We start from the raw sequence: 17,826 nt of genomic DNA on the forward strand, positions 1-17,826 counted from the left end.
TTCAAACGCCGGTCCGCCGCTGCTTCTCAATGCAAACGGAGAGATATCGAACGTGACGATTTTTTCGACAATCCGCGCCTTGCTGCTTGCGGCGCTGACGTCTGCCTTGGCCGGCTTCGGGGCGGCCCATTCAGCCGACGATTTCGACCTCCGGCCGCAACAGCCGGGCAGGCTGCATGCCGCCAGGAACGAGGCGGCGATCACCGCGATCCCGAAGCACTTCAAGTTCGTCACGCCAGGCAAGTTCACCATCGCCGTCAGCCCCGGCGGTGCTCCGCTTGGCACCTATGCCACCGACGCCAAAACCGTAGTTGGGGCAGATCCCGACTATGCCTATGCCATCGCCGACAGCCTTGGCCTGACGCTGGAAATCGTGCCCGTCGCCTGGATCGACTGGCCGCTCGGCCTCACCTCGGGCAAGTATGATGCCGTCATCTCCAATGTCGGGGTCACCGAGCAGCGCAAGGAGAAGTTCGATTTCTCCACCTACCGCCAGGGACTGCACGGTTTTTTCGTGAAATCCGACAACCCGGTCATCTCAATCAAGGAACCCAGGGATGCGGCGGGCCTCAGGATCATCGTCGGTGCCGGCACCAACCAGGAGCGCATTCTACTGAAATGGAGCGACGAGGATGTCACCGCGGGGCTGAAGCCGATCGAACTGCAATATTACGACGACGAGGCGGCAAGCCTTCTCGCACTGCGTTCCGGCCGGGCCGATGTCATCGTCCAGCCGCACGCCCAGCTCGTCTTCATCGCCGCGCGCGACAAGAACATCAAGCGCGTCGGCACGCTGAGCGCCGGATGGCCTGATCGTTCCGACGTCGCGATCACCACCCGCAAGGGAAGCGGGCTCGCCGATGCGCTGACCGTTGCCACCAATGGCCTGATCAACAACGGCACCTACGCCAAAATCCTCGACCACTGGCATCTCTCCGAGGAAGCCCTGCCGGCATCCGAGACCAACCCGCCCGGCCTTCCAAAATATTGATATCGGATAGCACCTGTGGAAGGGACGACATGAGCCCCGGCAATATATCCATCAGCCATATAGGCTTCCTCACTCCCGGCAACTATATCGCCGACGATCCGTTGTCGGGATTGGAGCAGACGCTCCAGCAACTGCAATATGGCGAGGAGTTGGGCTTCGACAGTGCCTGGGTCCGCCAGCGGCATCTTGAGCCGGGCATCTCTTCCGCCAGCGCCTTCCTGGCGGCGGCGACCCAGCGAACCAGCCGGATCGAACTCGGAACCGCGGTCATTCCGATCGGCTATGAAAGCCCCTACCGGCTGGCCGAAGATCTCGCCACCGTCGATATTCTGTCGCGCGGCCGGCTGAATATCGGCGTCAGCGCCGGCCGGCCGCTGCATGCCGACCTGATTGCCCCGCTCGTGTTCGACGGTGACTGGACGGGCTACGATTTCTCGCATGATCGCGTGCTGCGCTTTGCCGACAATCTGCGCGGCACTTATCTCGGCGACGAGCAGACTTTCATCAAAACGCCTTTCGGGCAGCAGCGGCCGCGCCTGCAGCCCTATGCCAAGGGCCTGATTGACCGGCTGGTATGGCGGCGGGTCGCAACGCTCGGCCGAGTGGGCCGGCCGCAACGGCTTCAACCTGTTGACCGGCAACGTGATAACGGGTGAGGGGACGGATGATTTCTTCGTCGCTCAATCCAGATTGATCAAACCCATCGCGCCGCCGGAACCGCGCGGCGCGTCGCGCTCGCCGCGTCATCGTGCCTTTCGACAATGCCGACGCGGTCACGCGCCGCCGCTACCGGGATTATGCCGAGGGCCGCCATGAACGGACGCTTTCGCCCCAGGGCGAACGGCGGACCTTGTTCGCCCGCGATGTCATCGGCACGTCGGACGAGATATTGGAGCAGCTTTTCGCCGATCCGATCCTGCCTGACGTCGGCGAGTTGCGGCTGGAGCTTCCTTACGAGTTCGAGCACGAGGAATATCGCCAGATCCTCCACGACTTCGTGACAACAATCGCATCGGAACTCGGATGGAAAGCGCAGCCGGAAATTCAGGCCGCTTCCTGAAGGCCATCGAGCCGATGCCCTATTCGACGCCAGAACGATCATCTACGAGGAACGCCATCAGTGGCCAGAACGATAGAATACTTCTTTTCGATTGGGTCCCCCTGGTCCTACATCGGCTTCGACGCCTTCACCGAACTTGCCGCAGAGAACGACGTCGTCATCACGCCCTATCTGACGACGGTGGTCGAGGAAAATGGTGGCATCTTCTCACGCAACCGTCCGGAGATCCGGCGCGCCTACTGGACGCGGGACCTCAAACGCTGGGCGCGCGTGCGCGGCAAGGATTTGCGGCTCGAACATCGCCCGGAGCTCAGCGATCCGACGCCGGCCTCCCTCTTCGTGATTGCCGCCTATCTCGACGGGCAAGATTGGATCGGCGTTACCAGGGCCTTGCAGCATGCCTTCTGGAGCGAGGCGAGAGATATCGGCAAGCCCGATGTGCGCGAGGCGATCGTTGCCGCAGCGGGTTTCGATGGCGCAGCGCTTCTCCGGCGGCAAGCCGACGACGATGTCCAGAATAAATGGTCGGCAGACCGCGTGCATGCGCGCGACAGCGGCGTCTTCGGCTTTCCCACCTATGTCTATCATCGCGAGATTTACTGGGGGCAGGACAATTTGCCTTTCCTCGAACGTCATCTTCGCGGCGACAGGCCTTAGGTTGGATCATCAAGACGAATGTTTTTTCAACCGAACGCCGAACGAGAGACGCCCATTCCTTTAATCCAGTAATTTTATAGACAATATTTGAAGCAACCATAGAGAGGAAAAACCATGTCAGGTTTCAAACTCGTCGGCATCGCCGGCAGCTTCAACCGTCCGTCGAAGACACTGGCACTTGTTCGGCATGTCGCCGACCGCGCGAGCCTCCGATACGGCTTTGCGAGCAAGACCTATGATCTGCACGATCTTGGTCCGTCGCTCGGCCGCGCCTTGTGGCGCAAGGACCTCGACGAGCAAGCCAGGCGTGTCGTCGACGAGATCGTCAAGGCCGATGCTTTGATTATCGGCTCGCCGACCTACAAGGGTTCCTATCCCGGTCTGTTCAAACACCTGATCGATCTGATCGACCCGCAGGAACTTCGGGGCAAGCCGATCATCATCACGGCGACGGGTGGCGGCGACCGACATGCATTGATGGTCGAGCATCAACTTCGGCCGCTGTTCGGTTTTTTCATGTCCCATACGCTGCCGACGGCTGTTTATGCGTCCGATCGCGATTTCGCGGATTACGCGGTCTCATCAGAAGCGCTTTCGAGCCGCATCGGCGAAGTCATCGGCGAATTGGCAGCCTTCTTTCCTGAAGCAAGACCGGTAATAGCGGCCGCCCAATAGGGATCGTTCCCATGGTTCGATCTCGGGAGGCCACGATGAACGATACGGAAAGACCGGGGGCAAGCGAGCAAATCTGGAGCGTATTCGAATTTGCTCGGCGATATCGCCTCGCCAAACGTGAAGAGAATCGCCTGCTGATGCTCTACGGACCAACAGCATCGCTTCGCGATCTGCTCGCCAATGCGCGACGTCATTCGCTGATTTCCTAACCGCGGAAGATGGTTCCAGACAGGAGGTTCGCATGAAACTTGATTTCCATTTCTGGCTGAGGCGCACGATCGGCCGCCTCCCCGAGCCTAAGGCGCGGGAGCCCGTAAACGCATTCTCCCGGGACGAAGAGCGGGACCGGTCGGCGCACGAATACGAGCTTCACTATTGGGGCGCGATGCCCGGACTTTGGTATTGAGGAGGGTGGTGTAATGGCAATCGTCATTGAGACCGGCTTCCGTCGGCCCGATAAGGGAAGAGCAACGGGCAGCGTCATCTCGCAGTTCAGGCATGCGGCAGGGATCCGCACGGTCGTCAGTTCCTTCACCTTCCTGTTCGCCCTGGTGATCGGGTTGATCTGATGAGCGACGTTCTTATTCTTCCAGGACTTTTCGGCTCGGGAGAGGGGCATTGGCAACAGCACTGGCTACAGGATCAGCCGGGCAGTTGTTGCGTCGTCCAGGATGACTGGGATCATCCGGACCTCGACAACTGGCTGCCGCGGCTGGAAGGCGCGCTTGAAGAGGCCGGTGAGGCATATCTGGTTGCCCATAGTCTTGGATGCCTGCTCGCCGCAAGGCTGGCCGGGCGAAGCGCTGCCCGGCGCGTGAAAGGGGCATTGCTCGTTGCGCCATGCGATCTGCCGGTCACGGAAATTCTGCATCCGGGGCATATCGCCTTCGACGGCATGCCGACGGCGCCGCTGCCGTTTCCGAGCATCGTCGTCGGCAGCATGAACGACGCCTACATGACGGTCGATCGGCTGACCCTTTTCGGCCGGCTGTGGAAGGCCGAAACCAGGAATATCGGCCTTGCCGGGCACATCAATATCGCCAGTGGTTTTGGCCGCTGGCGTAACGGCTATCGGCTGCTGGATGCCTTGACGGCGCGCATCGTTTCCGCGCGGCCGGCTTTTGCGATGTGAATGGAGGCGGAATGTCGGACATTGTCGATGATCTCCTGCGCCTCAGCGAAGATCCGAATAGCGACCCTAAAAGTAGGCGCCGGCAAACCATGGAGCGTTTGGTGCAGACGCTGCTCACCATGGCCGATGCCGAAATTGGGCCGGAAGAGGCGCAACATCGCCATTCGATCATCCATTTAACGACGATTATCGGCGACATGACGGGCACGATCGCGGAGGCCGACGATCCGACATTTGCGGCGATCGTCAGGGAGGCGGCGGTGCTGATCCGCAGCCTGCAGCGGCGTCAGGCCGATGCGGCCAGATTTACGGTGCATTGATCCTCCTCAGAGCTTGCCTTTCCAGGGCAGGAGGAATGCCTCCAGAAAGCGGAGGGCGGCCGAGAAGGTGAAGGCGCAGATCGCGATGATGCCGATGCCGACGAAGACGACGTCGGTCGCCAGGAACTGCGACGCCGACATGATCATGAAACCGATCCCGCGCGTAGACGCGATCAGTTCGGCGGCGACCAGCGTGCCCCAGCCGACGCCAAGCGCAATGCGGATGCCCGTAAGGATCTCGGGCAGGGCGGAGGGAAAGACGATATCGATGAAAAGCTGCAGCCGGCTCGCGCCCAGCGAACGGGCGGCATTGACCCGCTCGATCGGCAGTGACCGAACGCCCGCCTGGGCCGAGAGGCAGATCGGTGCGAACATCGCAAGCACGAGCAGCGTGATCTTCGACGTTTCGCCAATGCCGAGCCAGATGATCATCAGCGGCAGGTAGGAGAGGGGCGGAAGCGGCCAGTAGAACTCGATCGGCGCGTCGAGCACACCTTTCGCCCAGCGGTTCAGGCCCATGAGCAATCCGAGCGGAATGCCGACGGAGATGGCGACGAGGGCTGCGGCCACGATGCGGAACAGGCTTGCAAAGACATGTTCGGACAGCGACGCGCCGGCATAACCGTCGCGATAGATGACGCCGATCTGCGTCAGCACCTCATCCGGACGCGGCAGGAACAGGTGTGGTACGACACCGAGCGTGGACACAAGCCACCACAGCAGCAGTATCGCCAGGGCGGCGGCAATGCTGACGGCCACAGTCGATTTCTCACCGGCGCCGAAGCTTGCCATTTTCACCAGCTTGACCTGGCGGTCTTCTACATCAGCCGCAATCGGCGGAGCCTGGACGATATCGCTCATGCGGCGCTCCTGAGGTCTTCGGTGCTGTGCAGAATGGCGCGGATTTCCTCGCGCAGCTCGGCAAATTGCGGCGACGCCTTGATCGATCTTGCATCGCCGGTTTCGGCGAAGCGGCGGATGAAATCGAGATCGAAGCGCGCCACGACGCGCCCTGGCCGAGGCGACATGACCAGGACCTGCGTGCCCAGGAACAAGGCCTCTTCGATCGAGTGGGTGATGAAGAAAACCTTCTTTGCCGTTTTATCCCAAATGGAAACCAGCAGTTCCTGCATCTGCTCGCGTGTCAGGCTGTCAAGCGCGCCGAACGGTTCGTCCATCAGCAGGATGTCGGGATTTGTCGCGAGAGCTCGGGCGATGCCGACCCGCTGGCGCATGCCGCCCGACAGCTCGTAGGGAAAGGCGCCGGCGAATTCGTCGAGGCCGACGAGCCGGAGCAGCTCGAGGGCGCGCGTTCGGCGCTCCTTCCGATTTATGCCGGCGAATTTTAGGCCGAGGGCGACGTTGTCGGCCACCGATTTCCAGGGCAGCAGCGCATCTTTCTGAAAGACGACGCCGCGATCGGCACCTGGCCGTTCGACCGCGCGGCCGTCGAGCGTGATCCGGCCATCGGAAAGCGGAAGGAAGCCGGCAATCGCGTTGAGAAGAGTTGATTTGCCGCATCCCGAGGCGCCGAGCGCGACGACGAAACCACGTTCGGGAATATCGAAGGAAACGCGGTCGAGCGCGTGAACGGTCCGCCCATCGCGGGCTGCGAAGAAAACGCTGGCGTGATCGACTTTAAGCATGGTGCCACTCGCAGTTTCGACGCCGGCGCGCGACCTTCGCGCCGGCGTCATGGAGGATCAGTTGCTGACGCCGGCAAGCGCGTCTGCGGTGACGAACGTGCCGTAATTTTCCAGCACGTCGGAGACTTTGCCCTGTTCCTTCAGGAACGATGCCGTGTCCTTGAGGATCTTTCCGGCACCCGCTTTCTCCCCGCCGCCGAGCCAGGCGTCTGATGCCTGGGCCTCGGGTGTCAGCAGCGTCAGGTTCTTCAGAGCCGAGGCCTGCTGCTCCGGCGTTCCGCCGAGAAGTTTGGAGAGCGACTTGGCATTGTCGCTGTCGGGACCCCAGGCGGCTTTGTCCGAGGCGAAGGACGCGTAGTATTTGTTGATGACCGAGGCGAAGCCCTTCAGGAATTCCGGGTTGTCGGCAGCAAACGCCGAGGTCGCAACCCAGGCCGAGAACGTCGGCGCACCCTTGTCCGCCACGTCTTTGGAGGTCACGAGAACCTTTCCGGTCTTCTTGAGTTCGGTCAGAGCCGGATCCCAAACGAAACCGCCGTCGATATCGCCGCGATTATAGCTCGCGACGATTTCGGGCTGAGGGATCGCGAAGACCTGAACGTCTTTCTCGGTTAGACCAAGCGATTTGACGAGCGCCAGCAGCTGATAGTGGTCCGTGGAAACAGGTGCGGCGGCAAGCTTCTTGCCCTTCAGATCGTTCAGGCTTTCGATGCCGGACCCGTTGCGGACGACGAGCGCCTCGTCGATGCCGGAGATGGACGCCAGGTAGAAGGCCTTGACCTCGAGCCCGCGCGATACCGCAGCCGCAAACGGACTGGAGCCGACATAGCCGACCTGGACGTCGCCTGAGGCAATAGCCGCAAAGATTTCGGCGCCCGAATTGAACCTGCGGAAATCGATGTCGTATCCGGTATCCCTAGCGAATTCGCCGTTTGCGATCGCCACCGAAGACGGCAAGGCATCGGTTTGATAGCCGACGACGACCTTTTTGTCCGCCGCCTCAGTGACGGCCGCCGTTGCCAGAGTGCCGACGCCGACGGCGATTGCGGCAACCAAATTTCTGAAATTCATCTTGAGCCCCGTTGTTTGAGAGCCGATCGGCCCCTTGATTTCACCCTCAAAAGCCTAAGGTTGAGAATGGGCTGGCGGGAGAAATAACAAACTATATTTATAGACTATACAGATAATTGTTTTCGCGATTCGGCCGCTTGTGCAATCTGCTGGACCGGCGAGTGGCGGCAGGGCCCGAATGACGAAAGATTACCAGGCTTCAGGGAGAATGCGTTGATATACGATGTGATCGTCGTCGGTTCCGGTTTTTCAGCGATAGCTGTGACCTGCAATCTCATCGAGCAGCTTCCCGCTTCGGCGAAGGTTGCCGTCGTGGGTGACGATCCCGGTTTCGGGCGCGGAACGGCATACCGGACGGAACTCTATCTCCATCGCCTCAACGTTCCCGCAGGCCGCATGAGCCTGCTGCCCCATCATCCCGACGATTTTGTCGACTGGCTGAAAAACCGTGGACGCCTGACGCAGGCAGGCGATTTCGCCTCGCGCGGCGATTACGGTCTTTATGTCAGGGACACGCTTGCGCGGCTGCTTCGAAAGCGGGACGGCCGTTGCCGGGTCGATTTCATCAAGGCCAAAGCGGCGGGATGCGTGGAACGCTACAAGACTACGCTCGCCTTCCAACTCGGCAACGGCGACGAGATTGCCGGGAAGAATGTCGTGCTGTGCCTTGGCGTCGGAAATGCGAACCTTCCGGTCGATCCGGCCGGCGTCCCATCATCTCTGCGATCGCGGATCATCGAGAACCCGTGGCGGCTCTCGTGGCTGAGGCGCGTCGCACCGTCTGATGCAGTCTGCATCCTCGGCTCCGGCCTGACGATGATCGATCAGGTTCTCGCCCTTCGCGCCCATGGCCATAGAGGCAGGATCGACGTGCTTTCGCGGCGCGGGTTGGCACCGCTCGGACATGCGAGGACGCCGCCGGCGCCGGTGCCGATCGACGTTGAGACGCTTCCCGGTACGATCAGCGGCCTATTGAAGACTTTGCGGGCGAGGAGCAGAGAGGTCGCCGACTGGCGCGCCGTGATGGACGGCCTGAGGCCGGTCACACAGGCTCTCTGGCAGCGGCTTTCGAGCGAGGAGCGGGTGCGTTTCTTGCGGCATGCGCTTCCCTGGTGGAACATCCACCGTCACCGGGTCGCGCCGGAGGTGTTCGCCGGGTTCGAGAAACTGATCTCGGAAGGAACCGTTCGCTTCCATGCAGGTTTCCTGAAATCGCTCGGCCCTTGGGAAGACGGGCTCGTCGCCGGCTACAGGGTCAGAGCCCAACGTGAGATCGCTGAGATCAGGGCGGACTGGCTGGTCAACTGCACGGGAATGGAGCGTGCCGGGATCAGCCATTCGCCGCTTTTGAAGGAGATGAACCGGCTTCAGCTGATCGTTCCTGATCCTCTTGGCCTCGGCATCCGGGTGGATGCGGCTTCCGAGGTGATGGCTCCGTCCCGGATCTCGCCTCCTCGGCTGTTTGCTGTCGGCGCCTTGACGGCAGGGCAATTCTGGGAGATCACCGCCGTTCCCGACATTCGGGTCCAGGCAAAAGCCGTGGTCGAAGGGATCGTCAGGGCGAGGCCCAATTCCGACGCTTAGAACATGTCGCGCAAAAGTGTGCAGCGGTTTTGCGATGACGACCTGCGCAAAACCAAAGACCTAAAGCGTGGCAAGCGAATCTGAAAGATCGCGACGCGCTTTAGGCTGACAATATCCTCGGCACGGTGCTGTTGAATTGCTGGTCGCCGACGGCTACAGTATTTGGTAGGCCATAATACGATTCCTGAATTCGGCTGCCGCAGCGGAACTTGAGCATGCGAAAGTCAATCCAACACTGAGGTACAGCATGAGCGGTGCTCTTAAGGACGCAATCAGAGTCGAGCGTCCTGCAAAGACATTGCGGGAATTGGCGCTCGACAAGGTCCGCGAAGCCATCGTCAACGGATACTTTCGTCCCGGAGACCGCCTTGTCGAGCGCGACCTCTGCGCCCAGCTCGGCGTCAGCCGGACGGTCGTGCGCGAGGTGCTGAGACATCTGGAATCGGAAGGGCTCGTCGCCAATCTGCCGAACAAGGGACCGATCGTCGCCCTGCTGGATATCGAGGAAGCCAAACAGATCTATGAGATCCGTGGTGCGCTCGAAGGCATGGCGGCGCGGCTGTGTGCGGAGCGTGGCAGCCCGGAAATCGTCGCCGCGCTCGAAGAATCGCTGACCGCAATCCGCAACAGTTATCGCGACGGCGATATGACGGCTGTGCTAGCCAATACCTCTTCCTTCTATCAAACGCTGTTCACCAGGGTTGACAGGCATGTCGCCTGGGGCGTCGTCAACCTCCTCACCGTGCGCATAAACCACCTGCGCTCGATGACCATCAAGACGGAAAGGCGCGACATTGAAGGGCCGCTGCAGATGTCTAAGATCATCGACGCCATCCGCCGCGGCGACGGCGAGGGCGCCCAGCGGGCGGCGATGGATCATGTCGCGGCCGCCAGCGTAATTGCCGAAGCGGTGCTGTCCGCCCAGAAGACTGCCGAATAGGGCGTAGCGCCGCGCGGTTTTCAAGACGGTCGCCGTCCTACTACTCTATTGTTGCATCTCTTCGCGCGCACCTGTCTCGCTGGAAGACGGCCAGCATGGAGTTGTCGCATCGACATTTGTCGATGCCTCTGCCGCATTTCGCAATCACGTTCCGCGGAATGAAGAGAATTCAAACTCCAAGCTTGACACCCAACTTTGCTCGATGTGATGGTATGCCATAATCAATAATATATAAGGCGGTATCATATGGTCTGGGATAATTTTGACGTTCTGACGTGTCGCGCCGCTGCACGCCGCCGCCGTGCCGTCCGGCTCTCGACAACACGCTGAATGAACAAAGCGCTTTCGGGCGTTGGAGCGCATACGCGCCAAATTCGTGATTCGTCGGACTTTGCTGCGTCTTCGCCGAAACCAAGTTGACACTCATATATTATGGTATACCATAATACTGAATAGAGAGATGAGGTGCTCCATGGCCATTCAAATTCGCAAGACCGGACTGCAGATCGAAACGACGCTGATCGAAGGCGGCAAGACCGCGGCGGTGCCGCTAAAGCTGTTTTCCGCCTTCGCGGTCGTGAAGAACCCCTGGGCGGGCCGCGGCTTCGTCGAAGACCTCAAGCCCGAAATCCATGCGGGCGCTCCGGTTCTCGGCGAATTGCTGACCAAGATGATCATCGATGCGGTCGGTTCCGGCGAGGCTGTCGAAGCCTATGGCAAGGCCGCCGTCGTCGGCCTGGACGGCGAGATCGAACATGCCTCCGCGCTGATCCACACGCTGCGCTTCGGCAATTTTTATCGTCATGCCGTCGGCGCCAAGTCCTATCTCGCCTTCTGCAACACCCGTGGCCCCGCCAATGCGCCGATCATGATCCCGCTGATGGACAAGAACGACGAAGGCCGCCGCTCGCATTATCTGACCATCCAGACCTCGATCCCCGACGCGCCTGCCGCCGACGAGATCGTCGTGGCGCTTGGCGCTTCGGTGGGTGGACGTCCTCATCACCGCATTGGCGATCGCTATCAGGATCTAAAAGATCTTGGGCAGGACGTCGCCAATCCTGCGGGCGTTTGAAAGGGTGGGCGCTGAGATGCTGACGGCCGGATCGATCTCAGGCGCCGCTGCAGCAAAGAGCGCCGCCGGTGACCTGCCCCGAAAGAAGACGGCAAGTGGAACGGCCTATCACGAGGCCGGCAGCGGCGAGCCGCTGGTTCTTATTCATGGCGTCGGCATGCGGCTTGAGGCCTGGGCGCCGCAGATCGCATTTCTGTCGGCCGGCCATCGCGTCATCGCCGTCGACATGCCGGGACATGGCGAGAGCGTAAAATTGCCGGCGGGCAGCCGCCTCGAGGAGTTCGTCGCCTGGTTCGGGCGCTTTCTCGACGAGATGGCGATCGACACAGCGAACGTTGCCGGCCACTCGATGGGAGCGCTGGTATCGGGAGGGGCGGCGGCGACGTTCGGCGAACGTATCAGCCGTGTCGCTTACCTCAACGGCGTCTACAGGCGTGACCGGCAAGCAAAGGCTGCCGTGCTCGCACGGGCAGCCGCCATTCCGGTGACGGGCGTGGACAAGGAAGGCCCGCTGGTTCGCTGGTTCGGCGATGATCCGGACAGCGTCGTTGCGCGGGAACGGACGCGGAAATGGCTCAACCTCGTCGATCCGGAAGGGTATGCTGTCGCTTACGCCGCCTTCGCCGGAGGAGACGAGACCTATGCCGATCGTTGGAAAGACGTGGCTGGTCCGGCCCTGTTTCTGACGGGGTCCGATGATCCGAATTCGACGCCCTTGATGGCGACGCAAATGGCGGCGCTCGCGCCCCGGGGCTGGGCCCGCATCGTGGAGGGTCATCGTCATATGGTGAACCTGACCGCGCCTGATATCGTCAATTCGCTGCTCGCTGAGTGGCTGTCGTTCGGGGAGGATGAGCGATGACAATCCAGACTGTCGACCCAAGAGCATTGCGTGATGCATTCGGAGCTTTTCCGACCGGCGTGACGGTCGTCACTGCCTGCGACGCGGATGGAAATCCGATCGGCTTCACGGCGAACTCCTTCACATCAGTGTCGCTCAATCCGCCTTTGCTTCTCGTTTGTCTTGCCAAGACGTCGCGCAATTTCGCGACGATGACCGGAGCACAGCATTTTGCGATCAACGTGCTTTCGGAAACCCAGAAAGACGTGTCGAACACTTTTGCGCGGCCGGTCGAAGACAGGTTTGCAGCGGTCGAATGGAACAAGGGGGCGGCGGGCTGCCCGATCTTCTCAAATGTGGCGGCCTGGTTCGAATGCGCCATGGATCAGGTCGTCGAGGCTGGCGACCATGTCATTCTGATGGGGCGCATCGAAGCGTTCGACAATAGCGGCCGCAATGGTCTCGGCTATGCGCGTGGCGGTTATTTCACCCCAACGCTCGCCAGCAAGGCGGTTTCCGCGGCAAGCGAAGGCAATATCGAACTCGCGGCCGTCGTTGAGCGCCGTGGAGAGGTTCTGCTGCTCGGCGAGGATGTGCTCTCCCTGCCAAGCGTCGACGCCCATGACGGCAACCCGACCGAGACGCTGGAAAAGTATCTGGAGGCGCTCACCGGGCTGAAGGTCAGCATCGGCTTCCTCTATTCGGTTTATCAGGGCAAGAGCGACGGCAAGCAGCACATTGTCTATCACGCCGTTGCCGGCGACGGCGAGCCTACCGGCGGCAGGTTCGTGAAACCCGACGCACTGGCTGCGGCAAAATTCAAGACCAGTTCGACCGCCGATATCGTCAATCGTTTTGCGATGGAAAGCTCGATCGGCAATTTCGGCGTCTATTTCGGTGACGAGACCGGCGGCACCGTTCATCCCATTCCAGCCAAGGGCGCAAAAGCATGAAGTTCTCCCTCTTCGTCCATATGGAACGGCTCGACGCCAGCCAGAGCCATAAGAGCCTCTATGAGGAATTCGTCGCGCTCTGCGAGATCGCCGACGAGGGTGGCATGCATGCGATCTGGACCGGCGAGCACCATGGCATGGACTTCACCATCGCACCCAACCCGTTCGTGACCATTGCCGATCTCGCCCGCCGCACATCGCGGGCAAGGCTCGGGACGGGCACGGTGATCGCCCCCTTCTGGCATCCGATCAAGCTCGCCGGCGAGGCTGCTATGGCCGACATCATCTGCGACGGAAGGCTCGACATCGGGATTGCGCGCGGCGCCTATTCTTTCGAATACGAACGCCTGCTGCCCGGCCTCGATGCCTGGGGGGCTGGCCAGCGCATGCGCGAACTCATCCCGGCGGTCAAGGGCATCTGGAACGGCGACTATGCCCATGACGGGGAATTCTTCAAATTCCCCGCAACCACCTCGGCGCCGAAGCCGCTGCAGCAGCCGAACCCGCCGATCTGGGTCGCGGCGCGCGATCCGAACTCGCACGAATTTGCCGTCGCCAACGGCTGCAACGTTCAGGTCACACCGCTCTGGCAGGGTGACGACGAGGTTCAGTCGCTGATGGAACGCTTCAACGATGCCTGCGCCAAGAACCCGGATATCGAGCGGCCGAAGATCATGCTGCTGCGCCACACCTATGTCGGCTCGTCAGAAGAAGACGTCGCCCAGGCCGCCCATGAACTGAGCGTTTATTACAATTATTTCTTTGCCTGGTTCAAGAATGAGAAGCCGGTTACCCAAGGCCTGATCGAACGGATTCCGGACGAGCAAATCCGAGCGAACGCCATGCTTTCGGATCAGGTCATGCGCACCAACAATGTCGTTGGTAACGCCCGGACCGTCATCGACCGGCTGAAGGCCTATGAGGCGCTCGGTTACGACGAATATTCCTTCTGGATCGACACCGGTATGAGTTTCGAGCGCAAGAAAGCGTCGCTCGAGCGCTTCATTACCGAGGTCATGCCGGCATTTCAGGAGTAAGACCATGCGGCGTTTTCAGCACTATATCGATGGCGAATTCTCGGACGGCGAGGCTTCCTATCCGAGCATCGATCCGGCGACCGGCGCGGTCTGGGCCGATATGCCCGAAGCCCGCGAAGGGGATGTCGATCGGGCTGTGAATGCTGCCGACAAGGCGCTTTATGACGGCCCGTGGGCGAAACTGACGGCCACCCAACGCGGCAAGCTGCTCTACAAGCTGGCAGACCTGGTTGCCGCCAACGCCCAGATCCTGGCGGAACTGGAGACGCGGGACACCGGCAAGATCATCCGCGAGACATCCGCGCAGATCACTTATGTCGCCGAATATTATCGTTATTATGCCGGCATCGCAGACAAGATCGAAGGCGCCTACCTGCCGATCGACAAGCCGGATATGGACGTCTGGCTTCGCCGCGAGCCGATCGGTGTCGTTGCGATGGTGGTGCCCTGGAACAGCCAGCTCTTCCTGTCCGCGGTCAAGATCGGCCCGGCGCTCGCCGCCGGTTGCACGATGGTGGTCAAGGCCTCGGAAGACGGGCCGGCGCCGCTTCTCGAATTTGCACGCCTGGTGCATGAGGCGGGCTTTCCCGCCGGTGTCGTCAACATCATCACCGGTTTCGGCTCCTCCTGTGGGGCCGCCCTCGGCCGTCACCCGAAGGTCGCACATGTCGCCTTCACCGGTGGTCCTGAAACCGCCCGGCACGTCGTTCGCAACTCGGCCGAAAACCTCGCCTCCACTTCGCTTGAACTCGGCGGCAAGTCCCCCTTCATCGTCTTTGCCGACGCCGACCTCGAAAGTGCGGCCAACGCCCAGGTTGCGGGCATTTTCGCTGCGACCGGGCAGAGCTGCGTGGCCGGATCGCGACTGATCGTCGAACGCAGCGTCAAGGACAAGTTCGTCGCCCTGCTGCGGGAGAAGGCAGAGGCGATCCGGATCGGCGCGCCGCTCGATATGGCGACCGAAGTCGGCCCGCTTGCCACCAAGCGCCAGCAGGACAATATCGGCGCCCTCGTTGAGAGATCGATCGAAAGCGGCGCCCATCTCGTCACGGGCGGACGCAAGATCGATGGCGAAGGTTATTACTTCCAACCGACGATCCTCGACTGCGACGATGTCGCCTCGCCCTCGCTGATCGAGGAATTCTTCGGGCCGGTTCTCTCCGTCGTCTCCTTCGAGACCGAGGCGGAGGCGCTGAGGCTTGCCAACGACACCCGCTACGGCCTGGCCTCCGGCGTCTTCACCCAGAACCTCACCCGGGCGCACCGGCTGATGAAGGGGCTCCGCGCCGGCATCGTCTGGGTCAACACCTACCGAGCCGTATCGCCGATCGCGCCGTTCGGCGGCTTCGGCCTGTCGGGCCACGGCAGGGAAGGCGGCATGGCCGCGGCTCTCGATTATACCCGGACCAAGACGATCTGGCTGAGGACCTCGGACGATCCGATCCCCGATCCCTTCGTGATGAGGTGACGCCGATGTTTTACGAAATCCGCACCTATCGGCTGAAGAACGGAACGATCCCGCAATATCTCAAGGTCGTCGAGGAAGAGGGGATCGAGATCCAGAAGAGCCATCTTGGCACGCTGGTCGGTTACTTCTTCTCGGAGATCGGCACGATCAACGAGATCGTCCACATCTGGGCGTTTACAAGCCTGGATGACAGAGAGGCGAGACGCCAGCGGCTTCTGGCCGATCCCCGGTGGCAGGCCTTTCTGCCCAAGATTCGCGACCTCATCGAGGTGGCGGAAAACAAGATTATGAAGCCAGCAAGCTTTTCTCCCAGGAGCAACGCGCACTGACGACATAACGCATACCCGTAGGACAAACCAAAACAGGGATAAGGGAACATGAAAACGACATTTGCATTCGCGGCGGTTGCCGCATTCGTGGCCGTCTCCGCGCCGGCACACGCCGACAACATGGTCTTCTCGAGCTGGGGCGGAACGACCCAGGATGCCCAGAAGGCGGCATGGGCAAGCCCCTTCACCGAAAAGACCGGCATCACCGTCGTGCAGGACGGCCCGACCGACTACGGCAAGCTCAAGGCCATGGTCGAGGCCGGCGAAGTCACCTGGGACGTCGTCGACGTCGAAGGCGATTATGCCGCCCAGGCCGGCAAGACCGGCCAGCTCGAGAAGCTCGACTTCTCCGTCATCGACAAATCCAAGCTCGATCCGCGTTTCGTCACCGACTATTCGGTCGGCAGCTTCTATTATTCCTTCGTCATCGGCTGCAATGTCGATGCCGTCAAAGCCTGCCCGAAGACATGGGCCGACCTGTTCGACACGGCCAAGTTTCCCGGCAAGCGCACATTCTACAAGTGGTCGGCTCCCGGCGTGATCGAAGCCGCGCTACTTGCCGACGGCGTGCCTGCCGACAAGCTTTATCCGCTCGATCTCGACCGCGCCTTCAAGAAGCTCGATACGATCAAATCGGACATCATCTGGTGGTCGGGCGGCGCACAGTCGCAGCAACTGCTGGCATCGGCCGAAGCGCCCTTCGGCAGCGTCTGGAACGGCCGCATGACGGCGCTTGCGGCGACGGGCATCAAGGTGGAAACCTCCTGGGAACAGAACATCACCGCCGCCGATGCACTCGTCGTGCCGAAGGGTTCGCCGAATGTCGAAGCTTCGATGAAGTTCATTGCACTGGCCACCTCGGCCGACCCGCAGGCCGCCCTAGCAAAAGCCACCGGGTATGCGCCGATCAACCTTGACTCGGCCAAGCTGATGGATCCGGAAACGGCAAAGACCCTGCCGGACCAGCAGACGGCAAGCCAGGTCAACGCCGATATGAGCTACTGGGCCGATAATCGCGATGCCATCGGCGAGAAGTGGTACGCTTGGCAGGCGAAATAAGCTGAAACTTGAGATCAACGGGCACGGCGAAGGTTCGCCGTGTCCCGCGCAGCGCCGGTGCGAAATCGATTGCACCTCGGCGCCTGCGGAAATTGACGGGTGGGAAGGACTGTCATGTCGACGTATAGCGATCTCTCCGGCGTAATTACGCCCTTGCCAAAGGTCCGCAGGCCAACAGGTTTTAGCGGGGTCGTTCCGGCTTTCGCCTTTGTGAGCATCTTTTTCATCGTGCCGGTGGCGATACTCCTGTTGCGAAGCGTGCTGGAACCCGTGCCGGGTCTGGGAAACTATGCGCAGCTGATCGGGTCTGCGACCTATCTCAAGATTTTCGCCAATACTTTCATCGTCTCGGGTCTCGTCACGGTGATTTCGCTCGCGATCGGTTTTCCCGTCGCCTGGGCGCTGGCGATCATGCCGGGACGGCTGACGTCGGTGATTTTTGCGATCCTGCTCCTGTCGATGTGGACCAACCTTTTGGCCCGCACCTATGCCTGGATGGTGCTCCTGCAGCGGACCGGGCTGATCAACAAGATGCTGATGGGAATGGGCCTGATCGACCAGCCGCTGGCGCTGGTCAACAATCTGACGGGCGTGACGATCGGCATGACCTATATCATGCTGCCTTTCATCATCCTGCCGCTCTATGGCGTGATCAAGAAGATCGACCCGTCGACGCTGCAGGCGGCGGCACTTTGCGGCGCCAATCGGTGGCAGTGCCTGACCCGTGTTCTCCTGCCGTTGGCGACGCCCGGCATGGCGGCCGGCGCACTGATGGTCTTCGTCATGTCGCTTGGCTATTTCGTCACGCCGTCGCTTCTCGGCGGCACCGCCAACATGATGCTCGCCGAATTGATCGCGCAATTCGTGCAGTCGCTGGTCAACTGGGGAATGGGGGGTGCTGCGGCGCTGGTCCTGCTGGTGGTGACCCTGTCGCTTTATACCGTACAGCTGCGATTCTTCGGCAACCAGAATCCGGGGGGACGTTGAT

The 17,826-nt window shown here is 61.1% G+C and carries 21 protein-coding genes and 1 pseudogene; 19 read left to right on the forward strand and 3 right to left on the reverse strand.

Going from position 1 to position 17,826, the window contains the following annotated elements; all coding sequences use genetic code 11:
- The first annotated feature begins 52 nt into the window (after window positions 1-52).
- From J3O30_RS22660 to J3O30_RS22700, 9 genes and pseudogenes are all read left to right on the forward strand, one after another.
- Window positions 53-991, forward strand: a complete 939-nt coding sequence (locus tag J3O30_RS22660) for an ABC transporter substrate-binding protein (protein WP_207584829.1) — start codon at window positions 53-55, stop codon at window positions 989-991.
- Between the two features lie 29 nt (window positions 992-1,020).
- Window positions 1,021-2,051 (forward strand): annotated as a pseudogene (locus J3O30_RS22665) (LLM class flavin-dependent oxidoreductase).
- A 60-nt stretch (window positions 2,052-2,111) separates the two neighbouring features.
- The gene (locus tag J3O30_RS22670; protein ID WP_207584830.1) at window positions 2,112-2,708 is read left to right on the forward strand and encodes a DsbA family protein; all 597 of its coding nucleotides are present in this window, start codon (window positions 2,112-2,114) and stop codon (window positions 2,706-2,708) included.
- Between the two features lie 114 nt (window positions 2,709-2,822).
- Entirely contained in the window at window positions 2,823-3,383 is a 561-nt protein-coding gene (gene msuE / locus J3O30_RS22675; RefSeq protein WP_207584831.1) for an FMN reductase, read from the forward strand.
- An 11-nt stretch (window positions 3,384-3,394) separates the two neighbouring features.
- Window positions 3,395-3,592 carry a hypothetical protein gene (locus J3O30_RS22680; protein ID WP_207584832.1) on the forward strand — a complete coding sequence of 66 codons (198 nt, stop codon included), beginning with the start codon at window positions 3,395-3,397 and terminating at the stop codon, window positions 3,590-3,592.
- 32 nt (window positions 3,593-3,624) lie between these two features.
- Window positions 3,625-3,789, forward strand: a complete 165-nt coding sequence (locus J3O30_RS22685) for a hypothetical protein (protein ID WP_207584833.1) — start codon at window positions 3,625-3,627, stop codon at window positions 3,787-3,789.
- A gap of 13 nt (window positions 3,790-3,802) precedes the next feature.
- A complete protein-coding gene (locus J3O30_RS22690; RefSeq protein ID WP_207584834.1) occupies window positions 3,803-3,952 on the forward strand; it encodes a hypothetical protein in 150 nt (49 codons plus the stop codon).
- Window positions 3,952-4,515: an alpha/beta fold hydrolase gene (locus J3O30_RS22695; RefSeq protein ID WP_207584835.1), complete on the forward strand. Its 564-nt coding sequence runs from the start codon at window positions 3,952-3,954 to the stop codon at window positions 4,513-4,515. Before J3O30_RS22690 ends, J3O30_RS22695 begins: the two co-directional genes overlap by 1 nt.
- A gap of 11 nt (window positions 4,516-4,526) precedes the next feature.
- Window positions 4,527-4,835 carry a hypothetical protein gene (locus J3O30_RS22700; RefSeq protein WP_207584836.1) on the forward strand — a complete coding sequence of 103 codons (309 nt, stop codon included), beginning with the start codon at window positions 4,527-4,529 and terminating at the stop codon, window positions 4,833-4,835.
- A 6-nt stretch (window positions 4,836-4,841) separates the two neighbouring features.
- On the opposite strand, the gene J3O30_RS22705 is transcribed toward J3O30_RS22700, so the two are convergent.
- From J3O30_RS22705 to tauA, 3 genes are read right to left on the reverse strand one after another with little or no spacing between them, the layout of a single operon-like run.
- Complete coding sequence (locus tag J3O30_RS22705) at window positions 4,842-5,696, reverse strand: ABC transporter permease subunit (protein WP_207584837.1); 855 nt, start codon at window positions 5,694-5,696, stop codon at window positions 4,842-4,844.
- On the reverse strand, window positions 5,693-6,481 hold the full coding sequence (locus J3O30_RS22710; protein WP_207584838.1) for an ABC transporter ATP-binding protein: 789 nt from the start codon (window positions 6,479-6,481) through the stop codon (window positions 5,693-5,695). The genes J3O30_RS22705 and J3O30_RS22710 overlap by 4 nt, the downstream gene beginning before the upstream one ends.
- 57 nt (window positions 6,482-6,538) lie before the next feature.
- A complete protein-coding gene (gene tauA / locus J3O30_RS22715) occupies window positions 6,539-7,552 on the reverse strand; it encodes a taurine ABC transporter substrate-binding protein (RefSeq protein ID WP_207584839.1) in 1,014 nt (337 codons plus the stop codon).
- A 213-nt stretch (window positions 7,553-7,765) separates the two neighbouring features.
- Here tauA and J3O30_RS22720 point away from each other — a divergent pair, with 213 nt between their 5' ends.
- From J3O30_RS22720 to J3O30_RS22765, 10 genes are all read left to right on the forward strand, one after another.
- On the forward strand, window positions 7,766-9,136 hold the full coding sequence (locus tag J3O30_RS22720) for an FAD/NAD(P)-binding protein (protein ID WP_207584840.1): 1,371 nt from the start codon (window positions 7,766-7,768) through the stop codon (window positions 9,134-9,136).
- 247 nt (window positions 9,137-9,383) lie between these two features.
- A complete protein-coding gene (locus tag J3O30_RS22725) occupies window positions 9,384-10,076 on the forward strand; it encodes a GntR family transcriptional regulator (RefSeq protein ID WP_207584841.1) in 693 nt (230 codons plus the stop codon).
- Between the two features lie 472 nt (window positions 10,077-10,548).
- Window positions 10,549-11,151 carry an amino acid synthesis family protein gene (locus J3O30_RS22730; RefSeq protein WP_207584842.1) on the forward strand — a complete coding sequence of 201 codons (603 nt, stop codon included), beginning with the start codon at window positions 10,549-10,551 and terminating at the stop codon, window positions 11,149-11,151.
- 16 nt (window positions 11,152-11,167) lie between these two features.
- Window positions 11,168-12,013, forward strand: a complete 846-nt coding sequence (locus tag J3O30_RS22735; RefSeq protein ID WP_207584843.1) for an alpha/beta fold hydrolase — start codon at window positions 11,168-11,170, stop codon at window positions 12,011-12,013.
- Window positions 12,010-12,945, forward strand: a complete 936-nt coding sequence (locus tag J3O30_RS22740) for a flavin reductase family protein (RefSeq protein WP_207584844.1) — start codon at window positions 12,010-12,012, stop codon at window positions 12,943-12,945. The genes J3O30_RS22735 and J3O30_RS22740 overlap by 4 nt, the downstream gene beginning before the upstream one ends.
- Window positions 12,942-13,982 (forward strand): LLM class flavin-dependent oxidoreductase, encoded by a 1,041-nt coding sequence (locus J3O30_RS22745; RefSeq protein WP_207584845.1) that lies wholly within the window; start codon window positions 12,942-12,944, stop codon window positions 13,980-13,982. The genes J3O30_RS22740 and J3O30_RS22745 overlap by 4 nt, the downstream gene beginning before the upstream one ends.
- A 4-nt stretch (window positions 13,983-13,986) precedes the next feature.
- Entirely contained in the window at window positions 13,987-15,450 is a 1,464-nt protein-coding gene (locus J3O30_RS22750; protein ID WP_207584846.1) for an aldehyde dehydrogenase, read from the forward strand.
- 5 nt (window positions 15,451-15,455) lie between these two features.
- Window positions 15,456-15,779 carry an NIPSNAP family protein gene (locus J3O30_RS22755; protein ID WP_207584847.1) on the forward strand — a complete coding sequence of 108 codons (324 nt, stop codon included), beginning with the start codon at window positions 15,456-15,458 and terminating at the stop codon, window positions 15,777-15,779.
- Between the two features lie 48 nt (window positions 15,780-15,827).
- Window positions 15,828-16,838 (forward strand): ABC transporter substrate-binding protein, encoded by a 1,011-nt coding sequence (locus J3O30_RS22760; RefSeq protein ID WP_207584848.1) that lies wholly within the window; start codon window positions 15,828-15,830, stop codon window positions 16,836-16,838.
- Between the two features lie 114 nt (window positions 16,839-16,952).
- The gene (locus J3O30_RS22765; RefSeq protein WP_207584849.1) at window positions 16,953-17,825 is read left to right on the forward strand and encodes an ABC transporter permease; all 873 of its coding nucleotides are present in this window, start codon (window positions 16,953-16,955) and stop codon (window positions 17,823-17,825) included.
- The last annotated feature ends 1 nt before the right edge of the window (window position 17,826 follow it).

Origin of the sequence: Rhizobium sp. NZLR1 (genome assembly GCF_017357385.1) — a bacterium.
Lineage (GTDB): Bacteria > Pseudomonadota > Alphaproteobacteria > Rhizobiales > Rhizobiaceae > Rhizobium.